Genomic DNA, 23,866 nt, shown 5'->3' on the forward strand with positions numbered 1-23,866 from the left:
ACGCGCCATCGCGCGGGATGCGCAAACCGCTATTGTACGGGGCGCGGGCGGTGGGGGGACGGCGTCTGGCTATTCGGCTAGCTGGGTGCGTCCGTGTTCGCGCTTACGGAGCGCTGCGAACGGGCGCGGTATCGATCGGCTCAACGGCCAGCTTTGCCGTGTAGATGCGCTTGAGGCGTTGGCCAGTCCAGATGTAATAGAACTTGCCCTGCTGCGTGTCGTCATCGTTCAATTCCCCGGCGATCACCAATAGACGGCTATCGATCCGGAAAGCGATGCGGTCCTCGTCGTTGCCCATTACGCCGGCGATCAGCTCGACGTTCGGCAGCGTGTAGGCGGTGCCGGTGTTCTTGTCGAGAATCGCGAACATGCGGCAGTCGGTGCCGCATCCCCAGATCGCTACGCGATAGTGTCCGGCGAAGTTGGCGGCCTCCTGAAACTCTTCGTGCAGCACGCTCCAATAGCGCCGTGTGAAGCGTGTCGTCAGGTGCAGCTTGACGGCGCCGTTTCTGGCTGTGGCCTGCGAAGCCGTCACGGGGAACGCGCCGAAATCAGGCGGCGCGGTCAGTGGTCTCGCCTGAACGGCCGATGCCTGCGGGAGCAGCGCGCACACCAGCGCATTCACCATCAAAACGCGGAAGATTTTCATGTCGGGCAGCGTAGGCGCAAAAAAGCCCGCACAGGTGCGGGCTTCGGATGTTCGTTGAAGCGAGTCAAGGCGCTGTTGCGCGATGAGTCATCAAACGTTGAACAGGAAGTTCATCACGTCGCCGTCGTGCACGATGTATTCCTTGCCTTCGGCGCGCATCTTGCCGGCTTCCTTCGCGCCGGTTTCGCCCTTGTACTGGATGTAGTCGTCGAACGCGATGGTCTGCGCGCGGATGAAGCCGCGCTCGAAGTCCGTGTGGATCGCGCCGGCTGCCTGCGGAGCGGTATCGCCCACGTGGATCGTCCACGCGCGCACTTCCTTCACGCCTGCCGTGAAGTACGTTTGCAGACCGAGCAGACGGAAGCCCGCGCGGATCACGCGGTCGAGGCCCGGCTCTTCCATGCCCATGTCGGCGAGGAACGCGGCCTTGTCTTCGTCGTCGAGATCGGCGATTTCCGCTTCGATCGCGGCGCACACGGCCACCACCGGCGCACCTTCGGCTTCGGCGTGCTTGCGCACGGCGTCGAGGTACGGGTTGTTTTCGAAGCCGTCGTCCTTCACGTTGGCGACGTACATGGTCTTCTTCGCCGTGATCAGGCAGAACGGCTTGAGCAGCGCCTGTTCGTCTTCGTTCAGGTCGAGCGCGCGAACCGGCTTGGCCTGGTCGAGCTGGGCGCGCACGCGCTCCAGCACGGCGACCAGCTTCGCCGCTTCCTTGTCGTTACCCGACTTGGCGGCCTTCGAGTAGCGCGTGAGCGACTTTTCGACGGTGCCGAGGTCGGCCAGCGCCAGTTCGGTGTTGATGACTTCGATGTCGGCGAGCGGATCGACCTTGCCCGCGACGTGAATCACGTTCTCGTCTTCGAAGCAGCGCACGACGTGCGTGATCGCATCGGTTTCGCGGATGTTGGCGAGGAACTGGTTGCCCAGACCTTCGCCCTTGCTCGCGCCCGCAACCAGACCGGCGATATCGACGAATTCGACCACAGCCGGCACGACGCGCTCGGGCTTGACGATTTCGGAGAGCGCCTTCAGACGCGGATCCGGCACTTCCACGACGCCGACGTTCGGCTCGATCGTGCAGAACGGGTAGTTCTCAGCCGCGATGCCGGCCTTGGTCAGCGCGTTGAAGAGGGTGGACTTGCCGACGTTAGGCAAGCCGACGATGCCGCATTTGAGGCTCATGAAATTCTCTGCATGTCAGGGTGGCGACGTGCGGCTCGCCGGATTCGGGCGTGAGCTGCGGGGCCGGACCGGCTGGCGCGTTGCGCCGGGCGGGCGGCCGGAGGGCACGAAATTGCACGTCAGGGGCGTGACGCGAAGTCACGAAAACCGTAATTGTAACCTCGTCCGTGCGCCGCTTTGGCGATGGCTGTGGCGTCGGACGCAAGCTCGGAAAAGGGCGCGATCTTTCATCGCCGCCAAAGCCGCTGCGGCAAGCCACCGCGCCCGCTTGTAGTAACGCAAGCGCCGGCCATTGGGCCTGCCCATCCGGCCCTGTCAGACAAGGCCCCACGGCTATAATGCGCGGATGACTGCAAGCAACCAGACCTTTGATGTCGCCGTGATCGGCGGCGGCCTCGTCGGCAAGTCGGCGGCGCTGGCGCTGACCCAGAACGGCCTGCGCGTGGCGCTGCTCGCGCAACCTTGCGCGCCGCTGCCGCACGGCGCGGTGTTCGACGCGCGCGTCTATGCTTTCTCGCGCAGCTCCCAGGCGCTGTTCGAGCGGCTGCGGGTCTGGCAGGCCGTCGACGCCACGCGCCTCACGCCCGTCTACGACATGCGCGTATTCGGCGATGCCGCCGCGGAACTGCATTTTTCGGCGTATCAGGCTTCGGTTTCGCATCTGGCGTGGATTGCGGAATCGTCGCTGGTCGAGCGCGCGCTCGATTCGGCGCTGCATTTCCAGCCCAATCTCACCTGGATCGATTCGCGCGCGCAAACGCTCGACATCAATCCGGACGCGGCCGTGATCGGCCTCGCCAACGGCCGCACGATCCAGGCCGATCTGGCCGTGGGCGCGGACGGCGCGCATTCGTGGGTGCGCGCGCAGATCGGCTCGAAGGTCGATCGGCGCGACTATCGCCAGACCGGCGTGGTGGCCAATTTCCGCGCGGCGCGTCCGCACGGCGAATGCGCTTACCAGTGGTTCCGTGATGGCGAGATCATCGCGTTGCTGCCGCTGCCCGATCAGCACGTTTCGCTCGTCTGGTCGGCGCAGGCCGAACACGCCGAAGCACTGCTCAAGCTCGAACCCGAGCAACTCGCCGCCGAAGTCGAACGCGCCACGCAGAACCTGCACGGCGCGCTTGAATGCGTGACGCCCGCGCGCGGTTTCCCGCTGTCGCTGCAAACCGTCGACAAGCTCATCGCGCCGCGCGTCGCGCTGATCGGCGACGCCGCGCATCTGATCCACCCGCTGGCGGGGCAGGGCGTCAATCTGGGCCTGCGCGACGTGGCCGCGCTCGTCGACGTGATCGCGAACAAGGAAGCGTTCCGCGATCTCGGCGATACGGTGCTGCTGCGCCGCTACGAACGCAGCCGCCGCGAGGACATCCAGAAGCTCGTGGTCGCCACTGACGGTCTGCAACGGCTGTTCGCGGTGCCGGGCACGATCGCGCGTGCGGTGCGCAACACCGGCATGGCCTTCGTCGGCGCGCAGCCGCTGGTCAAGCGCTGGCTGGTCGCCGCCGCCCTCGGCTAGGCTCGACGCGTATCAGCCCTGCCCGCGAGGCGGGCATTTGCGTTGCGGCAAGCCCCAGGCGGCTTAGAATGGCGAATCAGGTTGTGCGGGCATCGTGTTCAGTCGCATCGTCAGTCGCCTTGATCCGAGCCCCAATTTCACCTGGAACGTGTCACGCACCGCGTGTGCGCCGCGTTCCCGAATCAGGAAAGCATTCCATGCAAAAGCGTATCCGCATTGCCGCGCTGGTCGTCGCGGCGGCCGCCTCGGTGCTTGGCTGCTCGGCGCAGGCCGACCAGACCACCGACAAGATCAAGGCTGCGCTGCAGCAGCGTCTGGGCGTCGATGCCGGCGATATCAAGGGCATCCAGAAAGCGCCCGTCGCCGGTCTCTACGAGGTGAACCTCGGCACGCAGATCATCTATAGCGATGTGAACGGCGACTACGTGCTCACCGGCGATCTCGTCGATACCAAAGCGCACCGCAATCTGACCGAAGCGCGTCTGGCCGAACTGAACAAGATCGACTTCGCCAAGCTGCCGTTCGAAAACGCGGTGAAGGTGGTCAAGGGCAACGGCAAGCGCACCATCGCGGTGTTCTCCGATCCGAACTGCCCGTACTGCCATCAGCTTGAAACCACGCTCAAGTCGATCGACAACGTGACGGTCTACACCTTCCTGTATCCGGTTCTGTCGGACGATTCGACCGCCAAGGCCAAGTCGATCTGGTGCTCGACCGACCGCGCGCAGGCGTGGGAATCGTGGATGGTGGATCGCAAGAAGCCCACGGCTGCGGGCACCTGCAACACCGCCGCGATCGACAGCAACCTGAAGCTGGGCGCGAAGATGAACGTGACGGGCACGCCCACCGTGATTCTGGCCGATGGCCGCCGGTTGCCGGGCGCGGTCAGCGCCGACCGGCTCGAAAGCGAGCTGAGCGCCGCGCACTGACGCTTCGCCCGAATCCGCCGGCCGCTTTCGCGGCCGGTGCTTTTTTGTCCGCCGGATTTTTTGTCCCGCATCTGTTCCGAATATCTGTCCCAGTTCGCTTGCCCCGCGCGCGCCACGAGCACCACGCCCAGCGAGCGATGGACATACCGCTTACCGAAGCTCACCGAACCGCCACCGAACTCCGCCGATGAAGCCGATCCGATACACCATCGTCCCGAAGAACCCCGCCGCGCATCTGTTCGAGGTGACGCTCACCCTCGACGATCCCGCGCCGGACGGCCAGCGCTTCATGCTGCCCGTGTGGATTCCGGGCAGCTACATGGTGCGCGAATTCGCGCGCAACATCGTCACACTGCGCGCGACCAACGAGGCGGGCCGCAAGGTGCGCGTGACCAAGACCGACAAGCATTCGTGGCAGGCCGCGCCGGTCAAGGGCGCGCTCACGCTGCGCTACGAGGTCTACGCGTGGGATATGTCGGTGCGCGCCGCGCATCTGGACGACGCGGGCGGTTTCTTCAACGGCACCAGCGTGTTTCTCTCGGCGCTCGGCCATGAGGACGCGCAGCATATCGTCGATATCCAGCGTCCGGACGGCCACGCGTTCCGCCACTGGCGCGTGGCCACCGCGCTGCCCGAAGCGCGCGGCACCAAGCGCTACGGCTTTGGCGACTACGCGGCTGCTAACTACGACGAACTGATCGATCATCCGGTGACGCTCGGCGATTTCACGCTCGCGAGTTTCAAGGCGCACGGCGTGCCGCACGACATCGTGATCGCGGGCCGCGTGGTGGCGCTCGATATGGAACGCCTCGCCAAGGATCTGCAGAAGATCTGCGAAGCGCAGATCGCGCTGTTCGAGCCGCGCACCAAACGCGCGCCGATGGAGCGCTATGTGTTCATGACGCAGGCCGTGAGCGACGGTTACGGCGGGCTGGAGCATCGCGCCTCCACGGCGCTGATCTGCAACCGCACCGATCTGCCGGTGAAGGGCAAGCCCGAGACGACCGACGGCTACCGCACCTATCTGGGCCTGTGCAGCCACGAGTATTTCCACACCTGGAACGTCAAGCGCATCAAGCCCGCGGCGTTCGTGCCGTACGACCTGACGACCGAGGACTACACCTCGCTGCTGTGGCTGTTCGAAGGCTTCACGTCCTACTACGACGATCTGATGCTGGTGCGCAGCGGCCTGATTTCCGCCGATGACTACTTCGGGCTGGTGGGCAAGACCATCGCCGGCGTGCTGCGCGGCACGGGGCGTCTGAAGCAGAGCGTCGCGGAAAGCTCGTTCGACGCGTGGGTGAAGTACTACCGCCAGGACGAGAACGCGGCCAATGCCATCGTCAGCTATTACACCAAGGGCTCGCTGGTGGCGCTCGCCTTCGATCTGGCGATCCGTACGGAAACGAACGGCCGCAAGTCGCTCGACGACGTGATGCGTCTGCTGTGGCAGCGCTATGGCCGCGACTTCTATCGCGGCAAGCCGGCGGGCGTGGGCGAGGACGACGTCGAAGCGCTGATCGCCGAGGCCACCGGCGTGGAACTGGGCGCACTGTTCGCCGACGCCGTGCGCGGCACACGCGATCTGCCGCTCGCCACCTTGTTCGAGCCGTTCGGCGTGAAGCTGGAAGGCGAGCCGGAGCGCGGCGCGAAGCCGTCGCTGGGCGCGCGCCTGCGCGGCGGCGCGGAAGCGGCGCTGGCGGTGGTGTACGAGGGCGGCCCGGCGCAGAAGGCCGGTTTGTCGGCGGGCGACGTGCTGATCGCGCTGGACGGCCTGCGCGTGACGGGCGGCAATCTCGACACGCTGCTCTCGCGCTATCAGCCGGGCGCGAAAGTGGAGATCCACGCGTTCCGCCGCGACGAACTGCGCGTCGCGCGTCTGACGCTCGATACGCCCGATATCGCGCGCTACAAGCTCAGCGTCACCGACAAGCGTCCGGCGTCGCGCGCCCTGCGCGAGCGCTGGCTGGCGGCTTGAGCGTTTAAGCCGACGATCTGAAGCTACGACAGCAAAGCGGCAGGAGCCATCTGGCCCCGCCGCTTTTTTCATGGACGATTGTTCTATCGTTGCAACAATCCGTCATCGGCGGGCTACTTTTTCGGGAAGCCGCAAAAAAACACAATGGCTTCACTCGCGCAACACCGCGCACACCGACCCGAAGGAATGACCATGACCACGATCCTGCAAATCAATTCCGCCGCCCGCTCGCAAGGCGCCCAGTCGACGCTGCTCGTCAACGAATTGACGGCCAAGCTGCAACAATCGAATCCGGGCGCGCAAGTCGTCTCGCGCAACCTGCAAGCTGAACCGCTGCCGCACCTGGACGACAGCGTCCTCGGCGCGTTCTTCACGCCGGCCGACCAGCGCACGCCGGAACAGCAGGCCGTCGCCGCACGCAGCGAAGCCTTGATCGCCGAACTGCAAGCCGCCGACATCGTCGTGATCGGCGCACCGCTGTACAACTTCGGCATCTCGTCGCAGCTGAAGACGTACTTCGACTGGATCGCCCGCGCTGGCATCACGTTCCAGTACACGGCAAACGGCCCCGAAGGTCTCGTGAAGGGCAAGAAGGTGTTCGTGGTGTCGGCACGCGGCGGCAAGTATCAAGGCACCGCGCACGACAGCCAGACGCCGTACCTGAAGTCGTTCCTCGGCTTCCTCGGCATGACCGACGTCAACTTCATCTACGCCGAAGGCCTGAACATGGGCCCGGACGCAGCCAGCGCGGCACTCGCCAGCGCGCGTGAAGCGATCGCCGCTGCCTAAGCGATGATGTAAGCCGCGCCTCGCGCGCGGTTTTGCACGCCGCAAAGCAAAAACGCCACGAAAGTGATTTCGTGGCGTTTTTTATTGGGCGCTTGAAGCGTAGCGCGACGCTATCAGGCCAGCACTTCGCCGACTTCCGGCAAACGCCAGTCGATCGGCTGGCGGCCGTGCGCTTCGAGGTATTCGTTCGCCTGCACGAAATGCCCGCAGCCCAGAAAGCCGCGATGCGCCGAAAGCGGCGACGGATGCGGCGCTTCCAGCACGGCGTGCTCGCCATTGCCCAGCAGCGCGCGCTTGTTCTGCGCGTGCGCGCCCCACAGCATGAAAACGAGATGCTGATGACGCGTGGCGATTTCGTGGATCAGCGTATCGGTGCAGCGTTCCCAGCCGCGTTTGGCGTGGCTCGCGGCATTCGCGCGCTCGACCGTCAGCACGGTGTTGAGCAGCAGCACGCCCTGACGCGCCCAGGCGTCGAGACAACCATGCGCAGGCGCTTCAATGCCGAGGCTCGCGGCGATTTCCTTGAACATATTGCGCAGCGACGGCGGCGTACGCACGCCCGGCGGCACCGAGAACGCCAGGCCATGCGCCTGCGGCGTGCCGCGATCGTCGCCGTGATACGGGTCCTGGCCGAGGATCACCACTTTGACCTCGTCGGGCGAGGTGAGGCGCAGCGCGCGGAACACATCGGCGGGATAGACGGTCTTGCCCGCCGCGCGTTCGGCGTCGACGAACTGGCAGAGCGGCGCGAAGGCATCGCTCGCGATGAACGGATCGAGCAGCTCGCGCCAGGCGGCGGGCAGGGCGGCGAACTGGTCTTCGAGGCGCGCGGGCGCGGCGGTCTGGGTCATGGGCTGAGTGGAAACGGTGTCGGTCGATGCGGTGGGCGCGAGCGCATCAGCGGCGTCAGTGGCGTCAGGCAGCGGAAACTCGTCATCCTCGAAAAGCGAAAAAATCGTGATCTGGCGCGGGTCGACTTCAGGTACGGACGGTTCGTCCAGGGTGGCCAGCGCCGTGTCGGACAACGCTTCGTCGAAGAGCGAGGCCTGCACCGGCGTCGCGGCACGCGTGCGTTTCGTGGATGTCATGGGCCGGAAGTGTCGCAGCAAACGCGCGACGGTTCAATGCAGCGGGCGCTTCGGTGTTCATCTTGCAACTAACAGCGAAGGCGGCGAAGAAAAAACGGCGCGAAGGGGATCGCGCCGCTGTCGTTGCTCGTTTCAGCCTTCGCGCAGTTTGTAACCGCGCTGGGCTTTGCTGATGTCGTCGGGTTTCAGGCCCGGCAGCGCTTTGGCGAGTTCCGCCGCGAGCGCGTGCAGCGCGGCCTCATCGCCGTCTTTCAGCTCCAGTTCGATTTCGCAGATCGGTGCGCGGCGCGTTTCGCCGTTCACATCGGCGATGACTTCGCCTTGATCGACGGCGGCTTCGACCTGCGTGCCCGCGTGCGTCAGCGTCCAGAGCGTGCGCGTGAAGTCGGTGCGAAAGAGCGGAATCAGCGTAGCGGCGGCAGCCGACAGCGCTGTGGACACGCCCGCTTCATCGCATTCGTGCAGCAGCTTGTCCACTTCCAGCGCTTCGCCCGCCACCGGCATTTCCCACTCGTGACGCGCGTGCAGACCGTTCTGCGCCACACCGACCGTCTTGAAGGTCTGCAGCCAGCCGTCCGGCGTGCGGCGCAGACGCAGCGCGCTTTTTGCGCGCGCGAGCGTCAACTCCGGCGTGTCGAAGTAGATGTTTTCCAGCCGGATCGCCTGACCGGCCACGCCCGCGCGCGTTTCGAAGAAACGCATCGCGGCGTCGACCTGATCCTGCGGCAGCGCGAGCTTGATTTCGCGTTCGATACCCATGACTGCGTGTTCCTGTGAGGCTCAGAAGAACATGCGGGCGAGTTCCGCGCCCGGCTGTTCGGCGCGCATGAACGCCTCGCCGACGAGGAACGTGTTCACGTCGCGCTCGCGCATCGTTTCGACATCCGCGCGCGAAAGAATGCCCGATTCCGTCACGACAATGCGGTCTTCCGGCACATCGTCCAGCATGCCGATGGTGGTTTGCAGCGTCGTTTCGAAGGTGCGCAGATTGCGGTTGTTGATTCCGATCAGCGGTGTCTTCAGCGTGAGCGCGTGCGTGAGTTCTTCGCGGTCGTGCACTTCGACCAGCACCGCCAGATTCAGCGAATGCGCCAGCGCTTCGAGGTCGCGCATCTGCGACGGTTCGAGCGCGGCGGCGATCAGCAGGATCGCGTCGGCGCCCATCGCGCGCGCTTCGACGATCTGGTACGGATCGACGATGAAATCTTTGCGCAGCACCGGCAGATTGCACGCGGCGCGTGCGGCTTCCAGATAAGCAACGCTGCCCTGGAAGAACTGCACGTCGGTGAGCACGGACAGGCACGCCGCGCCGCCATCGGCGTAGGAACGCGCGATTTCGGCGGGGTCGAAGTTCTCGCGCAGAATGCCCTTCGACGGGCTGGCCTTTTTCACTTCGGCGATCACGGCCGCCTGGCCGTTCGCGTGCTTCGCGCGGATCGCGCCAACGAAGTCGCGCAGATCGCGCGTGCCTGCCTGCAGGCGCAGTTCTTCGAGCGGGGCGCTCTGCTCGGCGGCGCGCACTTCTTCGCGCTTCACCGCAATGATCTTTTCGAGGATGTCGCTCATGATGGTCTACAAAAACGGTGCTGGATCAGCGGGGTTTCAGCGAATTGTCTAGCGGGCTTTTCAGCGCTTGAACTGTTGCGTGAAGCGTACCAGTTCGTCGACTTTGGCGCGTGCGCGGCCGCTGGCGATGGTCTCGCGCGCAAGCGCGATGCCGTCGGAGATCGAATCGACCACATTCGCCGAATACAGCGCCGTGCCCGAATTGAGCGCGACGATTTCGCGCGCCGTGCCCGCTTCGTTCGAGAGCGCGCCCAGCAGCATCGCCTTCGATTCGTCGGCGTTCTCGACCTTGAGCGAACGGTTCGACACCATTTGCAGGCCGAAATCTTCCGGATGGATCTCGTACTCGCGAATCTCGCCGTCCTTCAGTTCGCCAACCAGCGTGGCCGCGCCCAGCGACACTTCATCCATGCCGTCCTTGCCGTACACCACGAGCACATGCTTTGCGCCCAGGCGCTGCATCACGCGCACCTGAATGCCGACGAGGTCGGGGTGGAACACGCCCATCAGCTGATTGGGCGCGCCGGCCGGATTCGTCAACGGCCCGAGGATGTTGAAGATGGTGCGCACGCCCAGTTCGCGGCGCACTGCGGCGATGTTCTTCATCGCCGGATGGTGGTTGGGCGCGAACATGAAGCCCATGCCGGTTTCGGCGATCGATGCGGCCACCTGGTCCGGCTGCAGATCGATGTTCACGCCGAGCGCGTCGAGCACGTCCGCGCTGCCCGACTTGCTGGAGACGCCGCGATTGCCGTGCTTGGCGACCTTCGCGCCCGCCGCCGCGACCACGAACATCGACGCGGTGGAGATATTGAAGGTGTGCGAACCGTCACCGCCGGTGCCGACGATGTCGATGAAATTCGAGTTGTCCGCCACTTCGACGTGATTGGCGAATTCGCGCATCACGGTCGCGGCCGCCGCGATCTCGCCGATGGTTTCCTTCTTCACGCGCAGGCCGGTGAGGATGGCCGCCGATTGCACCGGCGAAAGCTCGCCGCGCATGATCATGCGCATGAGATGCAGCATCTCGTCGTGGAAGATTTCGCGATGCTCGATCGTGCGCTGCAGCGCTTCTTGCGGGGTAATCATGTGTTCTGCCTCCGCCTTTAGGCGCGCTTGGTCTGCTTCAGGAAATTCTCGAAGAGCGCGTGGCCGTGCTCGGAGAGAATCGATTCCGGATGGAACTGCACGCCTTCCACCGCGAGTGTCTTGTGGCGCACGCCCATGATTTCTCCGTCTTCGGTCCATGCGGACACTTCGAGGCAATCGGGCAGCGATTCGCGCTCGATCGCGAGCGAGTGATAGCGCGTGATGTTGAAGTGCTTCGGCAGATCGGCGAACACGCCTTTGCAGTCGGTTTCGATCTGGCTGACCTTGCCGTGCATGATGGTTTTGGCGCGCACGACGCGCCCGCCGAAGGCTTCGCCAATCGCCTGATGGCCCAGGCACACGCCCAGAATCGGTGTCTTGCCCGCGAATTCGCGCAGCACATCGAGCGTGATGCCCGCGTTCTGCGGATTGCTCGGTCCCGGCGAGAGGCAGATGCGCTCGGGATTGAGCGCCTTGATCTCGTCGAGGGTGATTTCGTCGTTACGGTGCGTGCGGACGTCTTCGCCGAGTTCGCCGAAGTACTGGACGATGTTGTAGGTAAACGAATCGTAGTTGTCGATCATGAGCAACATGGTCTATCTCCGCTCAAATCAGAAGTCGCTGTCGAGGCCGTCTTGCACCTGCTCGGCGGCGCGCAGCACAGCGCGCGCCTTGTTTTCGGTTTCTTGCCATTCGGATTCGGGCACCGAATCGGCTACCACGCCCGCGGCGGCCTGCACGTACAGATTGCCGTTGTGAATCACGCCGGTGCGGATCGTGATCGCCAGATCCATCTCGCCGTTGAACGACAGATAGCCGACCGCGCCGCCGTACAGGCCGCGCTTCACGGGTTCGAGTTCATCGATCAGCTCCATCGCACGCACCTTGGGCGCGCCCGAGAGCGTGCCGGCCGGGAAGGTCGCGCGCAGCACGTCGTAATTCGTCATGCCCTTCTTGAGCTTGCCTTCGACCGAGCTGACGATGTGCTGCACGTGTGAGTACTTTTCGATGACCATCTTGTCGGTCACCGTCACCGAACCGATTTCCGCGATACGGCCCACGTCGTTGCGCGCGAGGTCGATCAGCATGACGTGTTCGGCGATTTCCTTCGGATCGTTGAGCAGTTCGGTGGCGAGTTCGGCGTCGCGCTCGGGCGTGTTGCCGCGCGGACGCGTGCCCGCGAGCGGACGGATCGTCACGATGCGGTCTTCGCCGCGCTGCTCCTGGCGCACCAGAATCTCCGGCGACGCGCCCACCACGTGGAATTCGCCGAAGTTGTAGTAGTACATGTACGGCGACGGATTCAGCGAGCGCAGCGCGCGGTACAGCGACAGCGGATTATCGCGATACGGCTTGGTCAGACGCTGGCCCACCTGCACCTGCATCAGTTCACCCGCAGCGATGTATTCCTTTGCCTTGCGCACGGCGGCGAGGTAATCGTCCTTTTTGAATTCGCGATAGGTCTCGGTGCGTACGCTCGCGCTTGTCACCGGCGGCTGAACGGTCGCGCGCAGGCGCTGCTTGAGTTCGCGCAGGCGCAGCTTGGCCTTGGTGTAGGCCTCGGGCGTTTGCGGATCGGCGTAGACGATCAGGTAGAGCTTGCCCGCGAGATTGTCGATCACCGCGACTTCTTCGCTGAGCAGCAACTGGATGTCGGGCAGGCCGAGGTCATCGGGCGGGCAGGTCGACGCGAGTTTTTTCTCGATATAACGCACCGCGTCATAGCCGAAGTAGCCGGCCAGACCGCCGCAGAAACGCGGCAGACCCGGACGCTGCGCCACCTTGAAGCGCGCCTGGTATTGCGCGATGAATTCGAGCGGATCGCCGTCGTGCGTTTCGATCACCTGGCCGTCGCGCACGACTTCCGAGACGCCGTTCTTCACGCGGATCAGCGAGCGCGCAGGCAGGCCGATGAACGAGTAGCGCCCGAAGCGCTCGCCGCCCACGACGGATTCCAGCAGGAAGGAGTTGGCGCCGCTGCGCTCGGGTTGCGCGAGCTTCAGATACAGCGAAAGCGGCGTTTCGAGATCGGCGAGGGCTTCGGCGATCAGCGGGATGCGGTTGTAGCCCTCGTTGGCGAGGGACTGAAATTCGAGTTCGGTCATGTTCCGATCCTGTGCGTGCTGCCGTTCGCGACGTCGGGTGCGGGCCCAGTGCGGCTCAAAAAGGGGCGCGGCGTGTGCGCGATGGCGTCTGTTTTGAGTGCTTGAGTACGCTGGCGCTCGCTCGTGCGGCCCGTTGTCGTGCAGATGCGCGAGCACTTGCCGGGCCGGTGTGCGGAGAATCGGCGGCGGATGCGTGACGTAGGCGCTGGCGGCCCGGCATGCGCGAAACCGGCATGCAAGGACGGCGAAAGCCCACGGCAAAACCCACCGACGGGAAACCGCAACAGTTTAGAGACGAGAGAGACGAAACACGCGCGAGCGCGCAGCGAAGTAAAAAACGGAGCTGAAGAAGCGCTTGCGCACGACTTCAGCGAACCTCGAGTGAGGTTAGCGCGACCAGCGACGCCAGGGCCAGGCTCCCCGGTCGATGCTGCTCAGACTCCGTTTTTTATTCAGAAACATGAGGGTAGTGACGGTAAGTGCAGAACTTAGGTCAGAAGATTATGTGCTGCGATGGCCTTTGCGGCCTCAAGCAGCGAGGCAACTATACCATCCGACTCAATTTTTTGTACAGGTTGGCCGTGATTGTAGCCATAGGGCACCGTGAGCGTGGCCATACCGGCCGCGCGGCCCGCAATGGCGTCGTTCTCGGAATCGCCAATCGCCACCGCAGCCTGAGGCTTCACGCCAAGACGCTCGCACGCCGTCAGCATGGGCAGCGGATCAGGCTTCTTCTTCGGCAGGCTGTCGCCGCCCAGCACGACTTCGAAGTAGCGCGCGAGGCCGTATTGCTGCAGCAGTTCCACCGCGAAGCGATGCGGCTTGTTGGTCACGCAGGCCAGACGAATGCCCTGGTCGCGCAGCGCCGAAAGCCCGGCTTCCACATCGGGATACAGATGTGTGTGACGGCCGTTGATCTTCGCGTACTCGTCCTGGTAGAGCGCCAGCGCTTCGTCGAAGCGCGCCTGGGCGTCTTCCTGCGCAAAACGCGGGGCGAGCACGCTCTTGATCAAATGTTCCGAACCCTTGCCGACATAGCCCATCACTTCTTCGCGCGTCGTTTCCTCGGCGTCGAACTGGGCGAGCATGCCGTTCAGGCCGGCGGCGAAGTCGTCGGCGGTATCGACCATGGTGCCGTCGAGGTCGATCAGCGCCGCTTCGATACGCGGCGCCGTGAACTTGACGGGGCCGCTCATTGCGCGCCTGCGCCCTTGACCGTGGCGAGCTGCGCGCGCATCTGGTCGATCACCGCCTTGTAGTCCGGATGGCCGAACACGGCCGAACCGGCGACGAAGGTGTCTGCGCCCGCAGCCGCGATTGCAGCGATGTTGTCGATCTTCACGCCACCATCGACTTCCAGATGGATTTCGCGGCCCGTGCGCGCCGTGTAGGCGTCGATCTTCGCGCGCGCTTCGCGCAGCTTGTTGAGCGCTTCGGGAATGAAGGACTGGCCGCCGAAACCCGGGTTCACCGACATGATGAGCACGAGGTCGACCTTATCCATCACGTGGTCGAGGTAGTTCAGCGACGTGGCCGGATTGAACACCAGACCCGCCTTGCAGCCGTGATCGCGGATCAGCGACAGCGTGCGGTCGATGTGGTCCGAGCCTTCCGGATGGAAGCTGATGAGGTTCGCGCCGGCCTTGGCGAAATCGGGCACGATGCGGTCGACCGGGCGCACCATCAGATGCACGTCGATGGGCACGTCCACGTGCGGGCGGATCGCCTCGCACACGAGCGGGCCGATGGTGAGGTTCGGCACGTAATGGTTGTCCATCACGTCGAAGTGGATCCAGTCGGCGCCAGCGGCGACGACGTTGCGGACTTCCTCGCCAAGCCGTGCGAAGTCGGCCGAGAGGATGCTGGGAGCGATGCGGAATTGCGTCATGGCGGCAATCGGAAAGACAGACGGGAAAACGACATTTTACCGCCAGGCAGCGGGCGGCCTGGGCGCGCGTGGGCCGTTTTGCGACGACGTTGGCCATTCGGCCAGGACCTTGAACGTCGCCTGCACCGTGCTGGTGCGAACCCACGTTGCGCATAACGGCTTCGCATGGCGTGCAAGCGAGGCCGGGGAGCCGCGCCGGTGGCGGCTGTGCGGGCGATGCCGGGTTGCGGGGGGCGGGCGCATCAAGCAGAATGCCATTCCATGTCCCCCGCATGACGGGCGGGCCGCCTAATACCATTGGCACCGTTAAACTGGCCACGAGGCCCGGCACCTGGAACAAGGATGAGTCAGTACGAATTGAGCGTGACCTCGCAGGTCCGCTACCTGCCCGAAGAATCGGACCCGGAGCGCCGCCAGTATGCGTTCGCCTACACGCTGACGATTCGCAACACCGGGCAGGTGAGCGCGCAGTTGATCGCGCGCCACTGGGTCATCACCGACAGCGAAGACCACGTGCAGGAAGTGAAGGGGCTCGGCGTGGTGGGGCATCAGCCGCTGCTCAAACCCGGCGAGCAATTCGAATACACCAGCTGGGCGGTGATCGCCACGCCCGTGGGCACCATGCGCGGCGAGTATTTCTGCGTGGCCGAGGACGCCGAGCGTTTCGAGGCGCCTGTTCCCGAGTTCGTCCTGCGCATGCCGCGCACGCTTCACTGAACCGAAGCGTTGACGCGCGCATTCTCACTCACGGTTTTGAACCGTTGCCCGAATTTGGGGTCTGCTAGTCACGCCGGTCGTGCGGGGCTCGCTTCTTCCTGCCCGACGCGGTCCACACAACGATGAAAATCAGCAGGAATAGCGCGATCAGCGCTTCCAGCCCAAACATGAGCATCGGGTATTCGTCGAGCAGATCAGACATGGTGGCTTCCATCGAAAACAACGCAGATTGTGCGCCAGAATTGGCGCGCGCTTCCGGCCTGATGCCGGAATTAACGGCGGCGCGCGCGTCCGTGCGCCGGTTCATTTCGAAACACATGCGCGCGCGGCTGAGCCGCCAGGTTGCAGGCTGGGCCGGAGCGGCGACGCTGGCCGCGCTGCTGGCGGCATGCGGTGGCTCGAACTACGTGCGCACCGCGCCGCCCAAGGGCGCGCCCGCGCTGCCCGGACAGATCGCCGCCGCGCGTCTTACGCCGGTTGCGTGGCAGCAAGTGCCAGGCTGGCAGGACGATTCGCTGATCGGCGCGACGGCGGCGCTGCGTGCCAACTGCACGCGACTCGCGCGTGAACCGCGCTGGTCGCGCGCCTGCGCGGCGGCCCAGCAACTCGACGATCTCGACGCGTCCGGCGCACGCACGTTCTTCGAGACGTACTTCACGCCGTATCAGTTCGCCAATAACGACGGCACGCTCGACGGCCTCGTGACCGGTTACTACGAACCATTGCTGCACGGCTCGCGCACGCGCCACGGTATCTATCAGACGGCGCTGTATCGCTGGCCGTCCGGCTATCGTGCGGGCTCGGCGCTGCCGGCGCGCGCGCAACTCGAACGCGCGGGCATTCTGAATGGCAACGAGCTCGTTTGGGTCGACGATCCGATCGAGGCGTTCTTCCTGCAGGTGCAGGGTTCGGGGCGCGTCGTCATGGAAGACGGCAGCGTGATGCGCGTGGGTTTTGGCGGCACCAACAACCAGCCGTACAAGTCGATTGGCCGCTGGCTGCTCGATCGCGGCGAACTCACGCCCGCGCAGGCGACCATGCAAGGCATCAAAGCCTGGGCGCGCGCGAATCCGACGCGCGTGGATGCGTTGCTCGACACCAATCCGCGCTTCGTGTTCTTCCGCGAAATGCCGTCCGGCGAAGGCTCGGCGCAAGGCGGCGCGGACGGCCCGATCGGCGCGCTCGGCGTGCCGCTCACACCGGAGCGCTCGATCGCCGTCGATCCGTCGTCGATTCCGCTTGGCACGCCGGTGTTCCTGCAGACCACGCGACCGCTCACGAACCAGCCGCTCAACCGTTTGGTGTTCGCGCAGGACACGGGTACGGCGATCAAGGGCGGCGTGCGCGCCGACTATTTCTGGGGGCTCGGCGACGACGCAGGGGATCTGGCCGGGAAGATGAAGCAGGGCGGCCGCATGTGGCTGCTGTTCCCGAACTCCTGAGCGTCTGTTCTTTCGCTCATGACGTAAAAAAGCCGGCGCAAGCCGGCTTTTTCATTGGACGACGTTTGAGCTTATTTAGGCCGCTTGTCGACCACGCGACGCGCTTTACCAACCGAACGCTCGATGCCGTTCACGTCCAGCACATTGATCTTCGCCGTCACGCCGATCAGCGCCTTGATGTCGTAAGCAAGCGCCTTGGCGGCGGCGTCGAGCGCGCCGTAGTCGGGCGCCGTTTCCGGGCACGGCTCGCAGTTCAGCGTCATCACGTCCATCGGACCTTCCTTGGTGAGGACGATCTGATAGTGCGGCGCGAGCGCGGGCTGCTTGAGCAGCAGTTCTTCGATCTGCGTGGGGAACACGTTCACGCCACGGATGATGAGCATGTCGTCCGAGCGGCCCGTGATCTTTTCCATGCGACGCATCGTGCGCGCGGTGCCCGGCAGCAGGCGCGTGAGGTCGCGCGTGCGATAGCGGACGATCGGCAGCGCTTCCTTGGTGAGCGAGGTGAAAACCAGTTCGCCGAATTCGCCGTCGGGCAGCACTTCGCCGGTTTCCGGATCGATGATCTCGGGATAGAAGTGGTCTTCCCAGATGGTCGGGCCGTCCTGGGTTTCCGCGCACTCTGACGCCACGCCCGGACCCATCACTTCGGAAAGACCGTAAATGTCGACGGCCTTGATGCCCATGCGCTTTTCGATGGCCGTGCGCATATCGTTGGTCCACGGCTCCGCGCCGAAAATGCCGATGCGCAGCGACGTGGACGCCGGATCGATGCCCTGACGCTCCATTTCATCGGCGATGGCGAGCATATAGCTCGGCGTGACCATAATGATGTCGGGGCGGAAATCCTGAATCAACTGCACCTGCTTTTCGGTCTGGCCGCCGCCGAACGGGATCACCGTGAGACCCGCGCGCTCCGCGCCGTAGTGCGCGCCAAGACCGCCCGTGAAGAGACCGTAGCCGTAGCTGATATGCACCTTGTCGCCGCGCTTCGCGCCCGACGCGCGCACCGATCGCGCCACCAGATTCGCCCACGTGTCGATGTCCTTCGCCGTGTAGCCCACCACTGTCGGCTTGCCCGTCGTGCCCGACGACGCATGGATACGCGAAATCTGCTCCTGCGGCACGGCGAACATGCCGAACGGATAGCTGTCGCGCAGATCCTTCTTGGTCGTGAACGGAAAGCGCGCGAGATCGGCGAGCGTTTTCAGTTCGGACGGATGCACGCCCGCTTCGTCGAACTTGCGCCGATAGACCGGCGAATTCTCGTACGCGTGATTGAGCGACCATTTCAGCCGTTCGAGCTGAAGCGCCGCGAGTTCATCGCGGCTGGCCGTTTCGATGGGCTCGAGCGGCAGCGTGGTTGTCATGACTGTCTCCGGATGCTTTAAGAATGGTATGCGGGGCGGGCGGCGTGGCGCCCTTACGCTTCGACGGGAATCACGGTGCCGCGTATCTGCGCGGACTTGCCTCTGAACATCGCCACGGTTTCACCGGCGCGATTCGTCACGCGGATGTCGTAGATGCCGCTGCGTCCCGAAAGCACCTGTTCGACGGCTTCGGCGGTGAGGACGTCGTCGGGCTGGACCGGGCGCAGGAATTCAATCGAACAGCCCGCCGCAACGGTGTTGATGTTGTACGAGTTGCAGGCGAACGCGAAGGTCGAATCGGCGAGCGTGAAAATCATGCCGCCGTGGCAGATCTGATGACCGTTGAGGAATTCGGGCCGCACGGCCATGGACAGGCGCGCGTAGCCGGCGCGCACTTCGAGCAGTTCCATGCCGAGCGCGCGGCTGCAGCCGTCGGCCTCATACATGGACTGCGCGGTGGCGCGGGCGAGTTCGTCGGGCGACATGCCGGCGTGCGAGAAAGCGGAAGTCGAAGTCGATGTCGATGTGGACATATCAACGGCCCTCGAAGCGCGGTGCGCGCTTTTCGATGAAGGCCTGCACGCCTTCCGCGTAGTCGTGCGAGTTGCCCAGATCGCGCTGCAGATCGCGTTCGAGATCGAGCTGTTGAGCGAGCGTATTCGTAGCCGATGCGCGCAGCGCTTCGCGCGTGGCGACGATGGCGCGCGTGGGCTGCTTCGCGAGTTGCGCGGCGAGCGTTGTGGCGCTGGCGGCAAGTTCTGCGTCGTCCGTTACTTGCCAGACGAGGCCCCAGCTTTCGGCTTTCTCGGCGCTGAGTTTGTCGCCGGTCATTGCGAGACCCAGCGCGCGCGCCATGCCCACGCGTTTCGGCAAGAACCACGTGCCGCCCGAATCGGGCACGAGACCGATCTTCACGAACGCCTGAATAAAGCTGGCGCTGCGTGCGGCCAGCACGATGTCGCACGCCAGCGCGAGGTTCGCGCCCGCACCGGCAGCCGTGCCGTTGACGGCGGCGATCACGGGCATCGGCAGCGCTTGCAGGCGTTTGATGAGCGGGTTGAAATGCGCTTCGATCAGATCGCCAAGATCCGTCATCGCACCCGGCGTGAAGTCGAGATCGGCGAGATCCTGACCTGCGCAAAAGCCGCGTCCCGCACCCGTGAGCACGAGGGCGCGTGCACCGGCTTGTTCCACTTCGTCGAGCGCCTCCACGAGTTCGCCGTGCATCGCGCGCGTAAAGCTGTTGAGCTTGTCCGGGCGATTTAGCGTGATCGTGGCCACGCGCGTGGCAATGTCGATATCGACGCGGATCGATTCAAAGGGCATTGCTTGTCTCCTGTCTCATCCGATACGGGGCGTTCTTCAGACGCGTTCGATCGCCAGCGCAATCCCCTGACCGACGCCGATACACATCGTGCACAGCGCGTAGCGGCCTTGCGTGCGCTCAAGCTGATGCAGCGCCGTGGTCACGAGCCGCGCGCCCGAGGCGCCGAGCGGATGGCCCAACGCAATCGCGCCGCCGTTGGGGTTCACGCGCGCATCGTCATCCGCTACGCCGAGCGCGCGCAGCACCGCAAGCCCTTGCGAAGCGAACGCCTCGTTGAGTTCGATCACGTCGAACTGGTCGAGCGTCATGCCGAGTTGCTTGAGCAGTTTTTGCGTCGCGGGCGCGGGGCCGAAGCCCATGATGCGCGGCTCAACGCCGGTCGTGGCCATGCCGAGCACGCGTGCGCGGCGGCGCAGGCCGTACTGGCTGGCGGCGGCGTCGCTGGCGAGCAGCAGGGCGCATGCACCGTCGTTCACGCCCGAAGCGTTGCCCGCGGTGACCGTGCCGTCCGGCTTCACCACGCCTTTAAGTTTGCCGAGCGCTTCGAGCGACGTTTCGCGCGGATGTTCGTCGAGCGTCACGCGCACCGGATCGCCCTTTTTCTGCGCGATCTCGACCGGCACGATTTCCTGCGCGAGCGTGCCGTCTTTTTGCGCGCGTGCGGCCTTTTGCTGGCTGCGCAGCGCAAACGCATCCTGATCGGCGCGGCTGATGTTGAAATCGACCGCGACGTTTTCAGCGGTTTCCGGCATCGAGTCGACGCCATATTGCTGCTTCATCAGCTTGTTGACGAAGCGCCAGCCGATGGTGGTGTCGTAAATGGCGGCTTCGCGCGCAAACGCCGAAGCGGCCTTGCCCATGACGAACGGCGCGCGCGTCATGCTTTCCACGCCGCCTGCGATCATCAGATGCGCTTCGCCCGCCTTGATTGCGCGTGCGGCGCTGCCCACGGCGTCGAGGCCCGAGCCGCACAGGCGGTTAAGCGTCGCGCCCGGCGCGTCCGCCGGCAGACCCGCGAGCAGCGCGGACATGCGCGCGACGTTGCGGTTGTCTTCACCGGCCTGGTTCGCGCAGCCATACAGAATGTCGTCGAGCGCGCGCCAGTCCACGCCCGGATTGCGTTCGACGAGCGCGCGGATGGGCACCGCGCCGAGGTCGTCGGCGCGCACGTCCTTGAGGGCGCCGCCGTAGCGGCCGAACGGGGTGCGAATCGCATCGCAGATATAGGCTTCGGTCATCTCGGATTCCTGCGGCACGAGCGCGGAAATGCACTCGTGCCGATCATGCTAGTGGGAAGGGGATTCGTGCGCCATTCGGCCAAACGGCATAGGCCGTTCAGCCGACTGCCACGGGAGCCGCTTTCGGTTCAACATGAACGCGGCTTTGAACCACGCGGAAGCGGTTCGCCACGAATGCGGCGTCGGCCAGCGCGGCATTGGCGGCCGGGTTCGCGCCGGTGCCGTGGAAATCCGAGAAAGCCGCCGACTGATTGACGAACACGCCGCCCGTCAGATTGATCGAGAGTGCTACGCCGCCGGTGATCGCGGCGTCGTGGGCGGCTTCAATCACATCGTCGCTCGTGCTGTAGACGGAAAGCGTGAGCGCGCCGTGATCGCGTGCGGTTGCGCCGGCCAGGTCGAGCGATTGCGCGGTCGAATCGGTGGCGATCACGAACGAGATCGGGCCGAACCATTCGCGCGTGAACGAGGCGGCGTCGCGTGCCGCGTCGAGCGAGAGCACGAGCGGCGTGCGCACGCGCGCGCCGGGGAATTGCGGGTGCTCAAGCGTCTGGCTGTCGGCGAGCACCGCGCCCAGCGTGCGGGCTTCGTCGATACGGGCGGTGACGCTGTCGTTCTGGATCGCGCCGAGCACTTCAACGGCGCGAGCCGGATCGGCCACGAACTTCGTGACCGCACCGGCAATTGCCTGGGCGACTGCTTCGAAGCTCACGTGGCCTTCGGCGGTCTGGATGCCGTCGCGCGGCACATAGATGTTCTGCGGCGCGGTGCACATCTGGCCCGAGTAGAGCGAGAGCGAGAAGGCGATATTGCGCGCGGCTGACTTCAGATCGTCAACGGAGTCGATCACGATCTGGTTCACACCGGCTTTTTCGGTGTAGACCTGCGCCTGGTGCGCGTTGCGTTCGAGCCAGTCGCCGTTTTGCGTGCTGCCGGTGAAGTCGATCAGCTTGATTTCGGGGCGCAGCGCGAGTTGCTGGACAAGCGCGCCGTCGTTCGGATCGGTCGCCAGCAGCGTGACGACGTTCGGATCGAAACCGGCTTCGCGCAGCACGTCGCGCGCGATGCGCACCGTGATCGCGAGCGGCAGGATCGCGCCGGGGTGCGGCTTGACGATCACGGTGTTGCCGGTCGCCAGATCGGCGAACAGGCCCGGATAGCCGTTCCAGGTCGGGAACGTGCAGCAGCCGAGCACGAGACCGGCGCCGCGCGGCACGACCGTGAAGCGTTTTTGCATGGCAAGCGGCGGGTTTTTGCCTTGCGGCTTTTCCCAGTGCGCGTCGGCGGGGATGCGGCGCAGCTGATCCCACGCATAGGTGACGGCTTCGAGCGCGCGATCCTGGGCGTGCGGGCCGCCTGCCTGAAAGGCCATCATGAAGGCTTGGCCGGTGGTGTGCATGACGCTGAACGCAATTTCGAAGCTTGCGCGGTTCAGGCGTTCGAGAATTTCGAGACTGACGCCCACCCACGCTTGCGGGCCGGCGGCGCGCCAGTCGCGCTGCGCCTTCTGGGCGGCGTCGATCAGCTGGTCGGGCGTCGATTTCGGATAGCGCGCGCCGAGCTTGAAACCGAACGGCGAGGCCTCGCTGCCCACGGTTTCGCCGGTCGACGGCTGGTCGAGATCGAAGGTGCGGTCCAAGTGGGCCTTGAACGCGGCTTCGCCATCTGCGCTGGCGGTTTCCCCGTACACTTTGGGGCTCGGCATTTCGGCGAACGGGCTCCAGTAACCGCGCGTCTCGATGGCGGCCAACGCTTTCTGCAGCTGGCCTTCGTGCTTGGCGAACAACGGATGTGTCATGGCTCGACTTGAATTGAGGGGTGGGTAGAGAGGCCCGTGCCAATTAATTGACCGACCGGTTGGTTGGCAAATGTTAGCATTAGTCAAAGTTCGGCGTGAAAAATTTTTTGGGGACTTTCTTTAGATGGAAGGAGGACGCATGGAGTACGAAAACATTCTGGTCGAGACGCGCGGCAAAGTCGGTCTGATCACCTTGAATCGTCCGAAAGCGCTCAACGCGCTCAACGACGCGCTGATGGATGAACTCGGCGTAGCGCTAAAGGCATTCGACGCGGACGAGGGCATCGGCGCGATTGTCATTACGGGCAGCGAGAAGGCATTCGCGGCGGGCGCCGACATCGGCATGATGGCGACCTACAGCTTCATGGATGTCTATAAGGGCGACTACATCACGCGCAACTGGGAGACGATCCGCTCGATCCGCAAGCCGATCATCGCTGCAGTCGCGGGTTTCGCGCTGGGCGGCGGCTGCGAGCTGGCCATGATGTGCGACATGATCTTTGCGGCGGATACGGCGAAGTTCGGCCAGCCCGAGATCAAGCTCGGCGTTATTCCGGGGGCGGGCGGTACGCAGCGTCTGCCGCGCGCAGTCTCGAAGGCGAAGGCCATGGATCTCTGTCTGACCGCTCGCATGATGGATGCCGCGGAGGCCGAACGCGCCGGGCTGGTGTCGCGTGTGATTCCGGCGGCAGATCTGCTGGGCGAGGCGATCGCGGCAGCGACGACGATCAGCGAATACTCGCTGCCGGCGGTCATGATGGCCAAGGAGGCGGTGAACCGCGCCTACGAGACGACGCTCGCCGAGGGCGTGCACTTCGAGCGTCGCATGTTCCATTCGCTGTTCGCGACGGAAGATCAGAAGGAAGGGATGGCCGCGTTCGTGGAAAAGCGCAAACCGGCGTTCAAGAATAAGTAAGTGCTTGGCCGCGAGGGGAGGGCGAATAATTTTCCTTTCGCCACCCCTTGCGGCTTGGCGTGAGTAGCGCTAAGATTCGCCCCCTTCGCTGTCCAGCCTGATCGGCAGCGAAGCCTGCCGCGAGAAACGGCGGGCCGCTCCGGCGGCATCTTTTCCTGCTTTTAAGCAGCGACCTAAAAAAAGATGTTGACGGATCGGAAAAGAGTCTGCATAATCTCGTTTCTCTGCTGCAGACGCAGCAACGCAGAACCCGCCGGTAGCTGGATCGCTGGT

23 protein-coding genes are annotated in these 23,866 nt (G+C 64.6%); 7 read left to right on the forward strand and 16 right to left on the reverse strand.

Translation table 11 applies throughout. The features are described from left to right. Window positions 1–103: 103 nt before the first annotated feature. The gene (locus tag F3J17_RS26215) at window positions 104–649 is read right to left on the reverse strand and encodes a hypothetical protein (RefSeq protein ID WP_167065964.1); all 546 of its coding nucleotides are present in this window, start codon (window positions 647–649) and stop codon (window positions 104–106) included. A gap of 90 nt (window positions 650–739) precedes the next feature. Further along, the gene (gene ychF / locus F3J17_RS26220; RefSeq protein ID WP_167065966.1) at window positions 740–1,834 is read right to left on the reverse strand and encodes a redox-regulated ATPase YchF; all 1,095 of its coding nucleotides are present in this window, start codon (window positions 1,832–1,834) and stop codon (window positions 740–742) included. A 346-nt stretch (window positions 1,835–2,180) separates the two neighbouring features. Between ychF and F3J17_RS26225 the strand changes: the two genes are divergently transcribed. The 4 genes from F3J17_RS26225 (at window position 2,181) to F3J17_RS26240 (ending at window position 7,049) form a co-directional block, all read left to right on the forward strand. Then, window positions 2,181–3,353, forward strand: a complete 1,173-nt coding sequence (locus F3J17_RS26225; protein WP_167065968.1) for a UbiH/UbiF family hydroxylase — start codon at window positions 2,181–2,183, stop codon at window positions 3,351–3,353. 197 nt (window positions 3,354–3,550) lie between these two features. Further along, window positions 3,551–4,282 (forward strand): DsbC family protein, encoded by a 732-nt coding sequence (locus F3J17_RS26230; RefSeq protein ID WP_167065970.1) that lies wholly within the window; start codon window positions 3,551–3,553, stop codon window positions 4,280–4,282. 187 nt (window positions 4,283–4,469) lie between these two features. Continuing rightward, window positions 4,470–6,260 (forward strand): PDZ domain-containing protein, encoded by a 1,791-nt coding sequence (locus F3J17_RS26235; RefSeq protein ID WP_167065972.1) that lies wholly within the window; start codon window positions 4,470–4,472, stop codon window positions 6,258–6,260. Between the two features lie 192 nt (window positions 6,261–6,452). After that, complete coding sequence (locus tag F3J17_RS26240) at window positions 6,453–7,049, forward strand: NAD(P)H-dependent oxidoreductase (RefSeq protein WP_167065974.1); 597 nt, start codon at window positions 6,453–6,455, stop codon at window positions 7,047–7,049. Between the two features lie 113 nt (window positions 7,050–7,162). Here F3J17_RS26240 and F3J17_RS26245 read toward each other — a convergent pair whose 3' ends face one another. The 8 genes from F3J17_RS26245 to rpe form a co-directional block, all read right to left on the reverse strand. Continuing rightward, on the reverse strand, window positions 7,163–8,137 hold the full coding sequence (locus F3J17_RS26245) for a uracil-DNA glycosylase (protein WP_205194966.1): 975 nt from the start codon (window positions 8,135–8,137) through the stop codon (window positions 7,163–7,165). Between the two features lie 132 nt (window positions 8,138–8,269). Then, entirely contained in the window at window positions 8,270–8,896 is a 627-nt protein-coding gene (locus tag F3J17_RS26250) for a CYTH domain-containing protein (RefSeq protein WP_167065976.1), read from the reverse strand. Between the two features lie 21 nt (window positions 8,897–8,917). After that, window positions 8,918–9,703: an indole-3-glycerol phosphate synthase TrpC gene (trpC, locus tag F3J17_RS26255; RefSeq protein WP_167065979.1), complete on the reverse strand. Its 786-nt coding sequence runs from the start codon at window positions 9,701–9,703 to the stop codon at window positions 8,918–8,920. Between the two features lie 60 nt (window positions 9,704–9,763). After that, entirely contained in the window at window positions 9,764–10,792 is a 1,029-nt protein-coding gene (trpD, locus tag F3J17_RS26260) for an anthranilate phosphoribosyltransferase (protein WP_167065982.1), read from the reverse strand. A gap of 17 nt (window positions 10,793–10,809) precedes the next feature. Continuing rightward, on the reverse strand, window positions 10,810–11,385 hold the full coding sequence (locus tag F3J17_RS26265) for an aminodeoxychorismate/anthranilate synthase component II (RefSeq protein WP_167065985.1): 576 nt from the start codon (window positions 11,383–11,385) through the stop codon (window positions 10,810–10,812). A gap of 18 nt (window positions 11,386–11,403) precedes the next feature. Continuing rightward, entirely contained in the window at window positions 11,404–12,897 is a 1,494-nt protein-coding gene (gene trpE, locus F3J17_RS26270; RefSeq protein WP_167065987.1) for an anthranilate synthase component I, read from the reverse strand. A gap of 488 nt (window positions 12,898–13,385) precedes the next feature. Continuing rightward, window positions 13,386–14,093 (reverse strand): phosphoglycolate phosphatase, encoded by a 708-nt coding sequence (locus F3J17_RS26275; RefSeq protein WP_167065990.1) that lies wholly within the window; start codon window positions 14,091–14,093, stop codon window positions 13,386–13,388. Then, window positions 14,090–14,785 (reverse strand): ribulose-phosphate 3-epimerase, encoded by a 696-nt coding sequence (gene rpe, locus F3J17_RS26280; protein ID WP_167065993.1) that lies wholly within the window; start codon window positions 14,783–14,785, stop codon window positions 14,090–14,092. The genes F3J17_RS26275 and rpe overlap by 4 nt, the downstream gene beginning before the upstream one ends. Before the next feature lie 342 nt (window positions 14,786–15,127). Here rpe and apaG point away from each other — a divergent pair, with 342 nt between their 5' ends. Together apaG and F3J17_RS26290 are read left to right on the forward strand one after the other, a co-directional pair. Beyond that, window positions 15,128–15,502, forward strand: coding sequence for a Co2+/Mg2+ efflux protein ApaG (apaG, locus tag F3J17_RS26285; protein WP_167065996.1), 375 nt, complete (start codon window positions 15,128–15,130; stop codon window positions 15,500–15,502). A 122-nt stretch (window positions 15,503–15,624) separates the two neighbouring features. Next, window positions 15,625–16,944: an MltA domain-containing protein gene (locus F3J17_RS26290; RefSeq protein WP_167065999.1), complete on the forward strand. Its 1,320-nt coding sequence runs from the start codon at window positions 15,625–15,627 to the stop codon at window positions 16,942–16,944. A gap of 71 nt (window positions 16,945–17,015) precedes the next feature. On the opposite strand, the gene paaK is transcribed toward F3J17_RS26290, so the two are convergent. From paaK to paaN, 5 genes are all read right to left on the reverse strand, one after another. Beyond that, window positions 17,016–18,314: a phenylacetate--CoA ligase PaaK gene (paaK, locus tag F3J17_RS26295; RefSeq protein WP_167066002.1), complete on the reverse strand. Its 1,299-nt coding sequence runs from the start codon at window positions 18,312–18,314 to the stop codon at window positions 17,016–17,018. A 53-nt stretch (window positions 18,315–18,367) separates the two neighbouring features. Continuing rightward, window positions 18,368–18,847, reverse strand: coding sequence for a hydroxyphenylacetyl-CoA thioesterase PaaI (paaI, locus tag F3J17_RS26300; protein WP_240161166.1), 480 nt, complete (start codon window positions 18,845–18,847; stop codon window positions 18,368–18,370). Between the two features lies 1 nt (window position 18,848). Then, complete coding sequence (gene paaG / locus F3J17_RS26305) at window positions 18,849–19,640, reverse strand: 2-(1,2-epoxy-1,2-dihydrophenyl)acetyl-CoA isomerase PaaG (RefSeq protein ID WP_167066005.1); 792 nt, start codon at window positions 19,638–19,640, stop codon at window positions 18,849–18,851. Window positions 19,641–19,676: 36 nt separating this feature from the next. Further along, on the reverse strand, window positions 19,677–20,879 hold the full coding sequence (pcaF, locus tag F3J17_RS26310) for a 3-oxoadipyl-CoA thiolase (protein ID WP_167066008.1): 1,203 nt from the start codon (window positions 20,877–20,879) through the stop codon (window positions 19,677–19,679). Window positions 20,880–20,976: 97 nt separating this feature from the next. Next, the gene (gene paaN / locus F3J17_RS26315) at window positions 20,977–22,677 is read right to left on the reverse strand and encodes a phenylacetic acid degradation protein PaaN (protein ID WP_167066011.1); all 1,701 of its coding nucleotides are present in this window, start codon (window positions 22,675–22,677) and stop codon (window positions 20,977–20,979) included. Between the two features lie 139 nt (window positions 22,678–22,816). Between paaN and F3J17_RS26320 the strand changes: the two genes are divergently transcribed. Beyond that, the gene (locus tag F3J17_RS26320) at window positions 22,817–23,593 is read left to right on the forward strand and encodes an enoyl-CoA hydratase (RefSeq protein WP_167066014.1); all 777 of its coding nucleotides are present in this window, start codon (window positions 22,817–22,819) and stop codon (window positions 23,591–23,593) included. 69 nt (window positions 23,594–23,662) lie between these two features. Here F3J17_RS26320 and F3J17_RS36065 read toward each other — a convergent pair. Continuing rightward, window positions 23,663–23,866: hypothetical protein (locus tag F3J17_RS36065; protein WP_205194967.1), on the reverse strand; the 204-nt coding region annotated here is incomplete at its 5' end.

This window comes from Burkholderia sp. Ax-1719 (genome assembly GCF_011753055.1).
Lineage (GTDB): Bacteria > Pseudomonadota > Gammaproteobacteria > Burkholderiales > Burkholderiaceae > Paraburkholderia.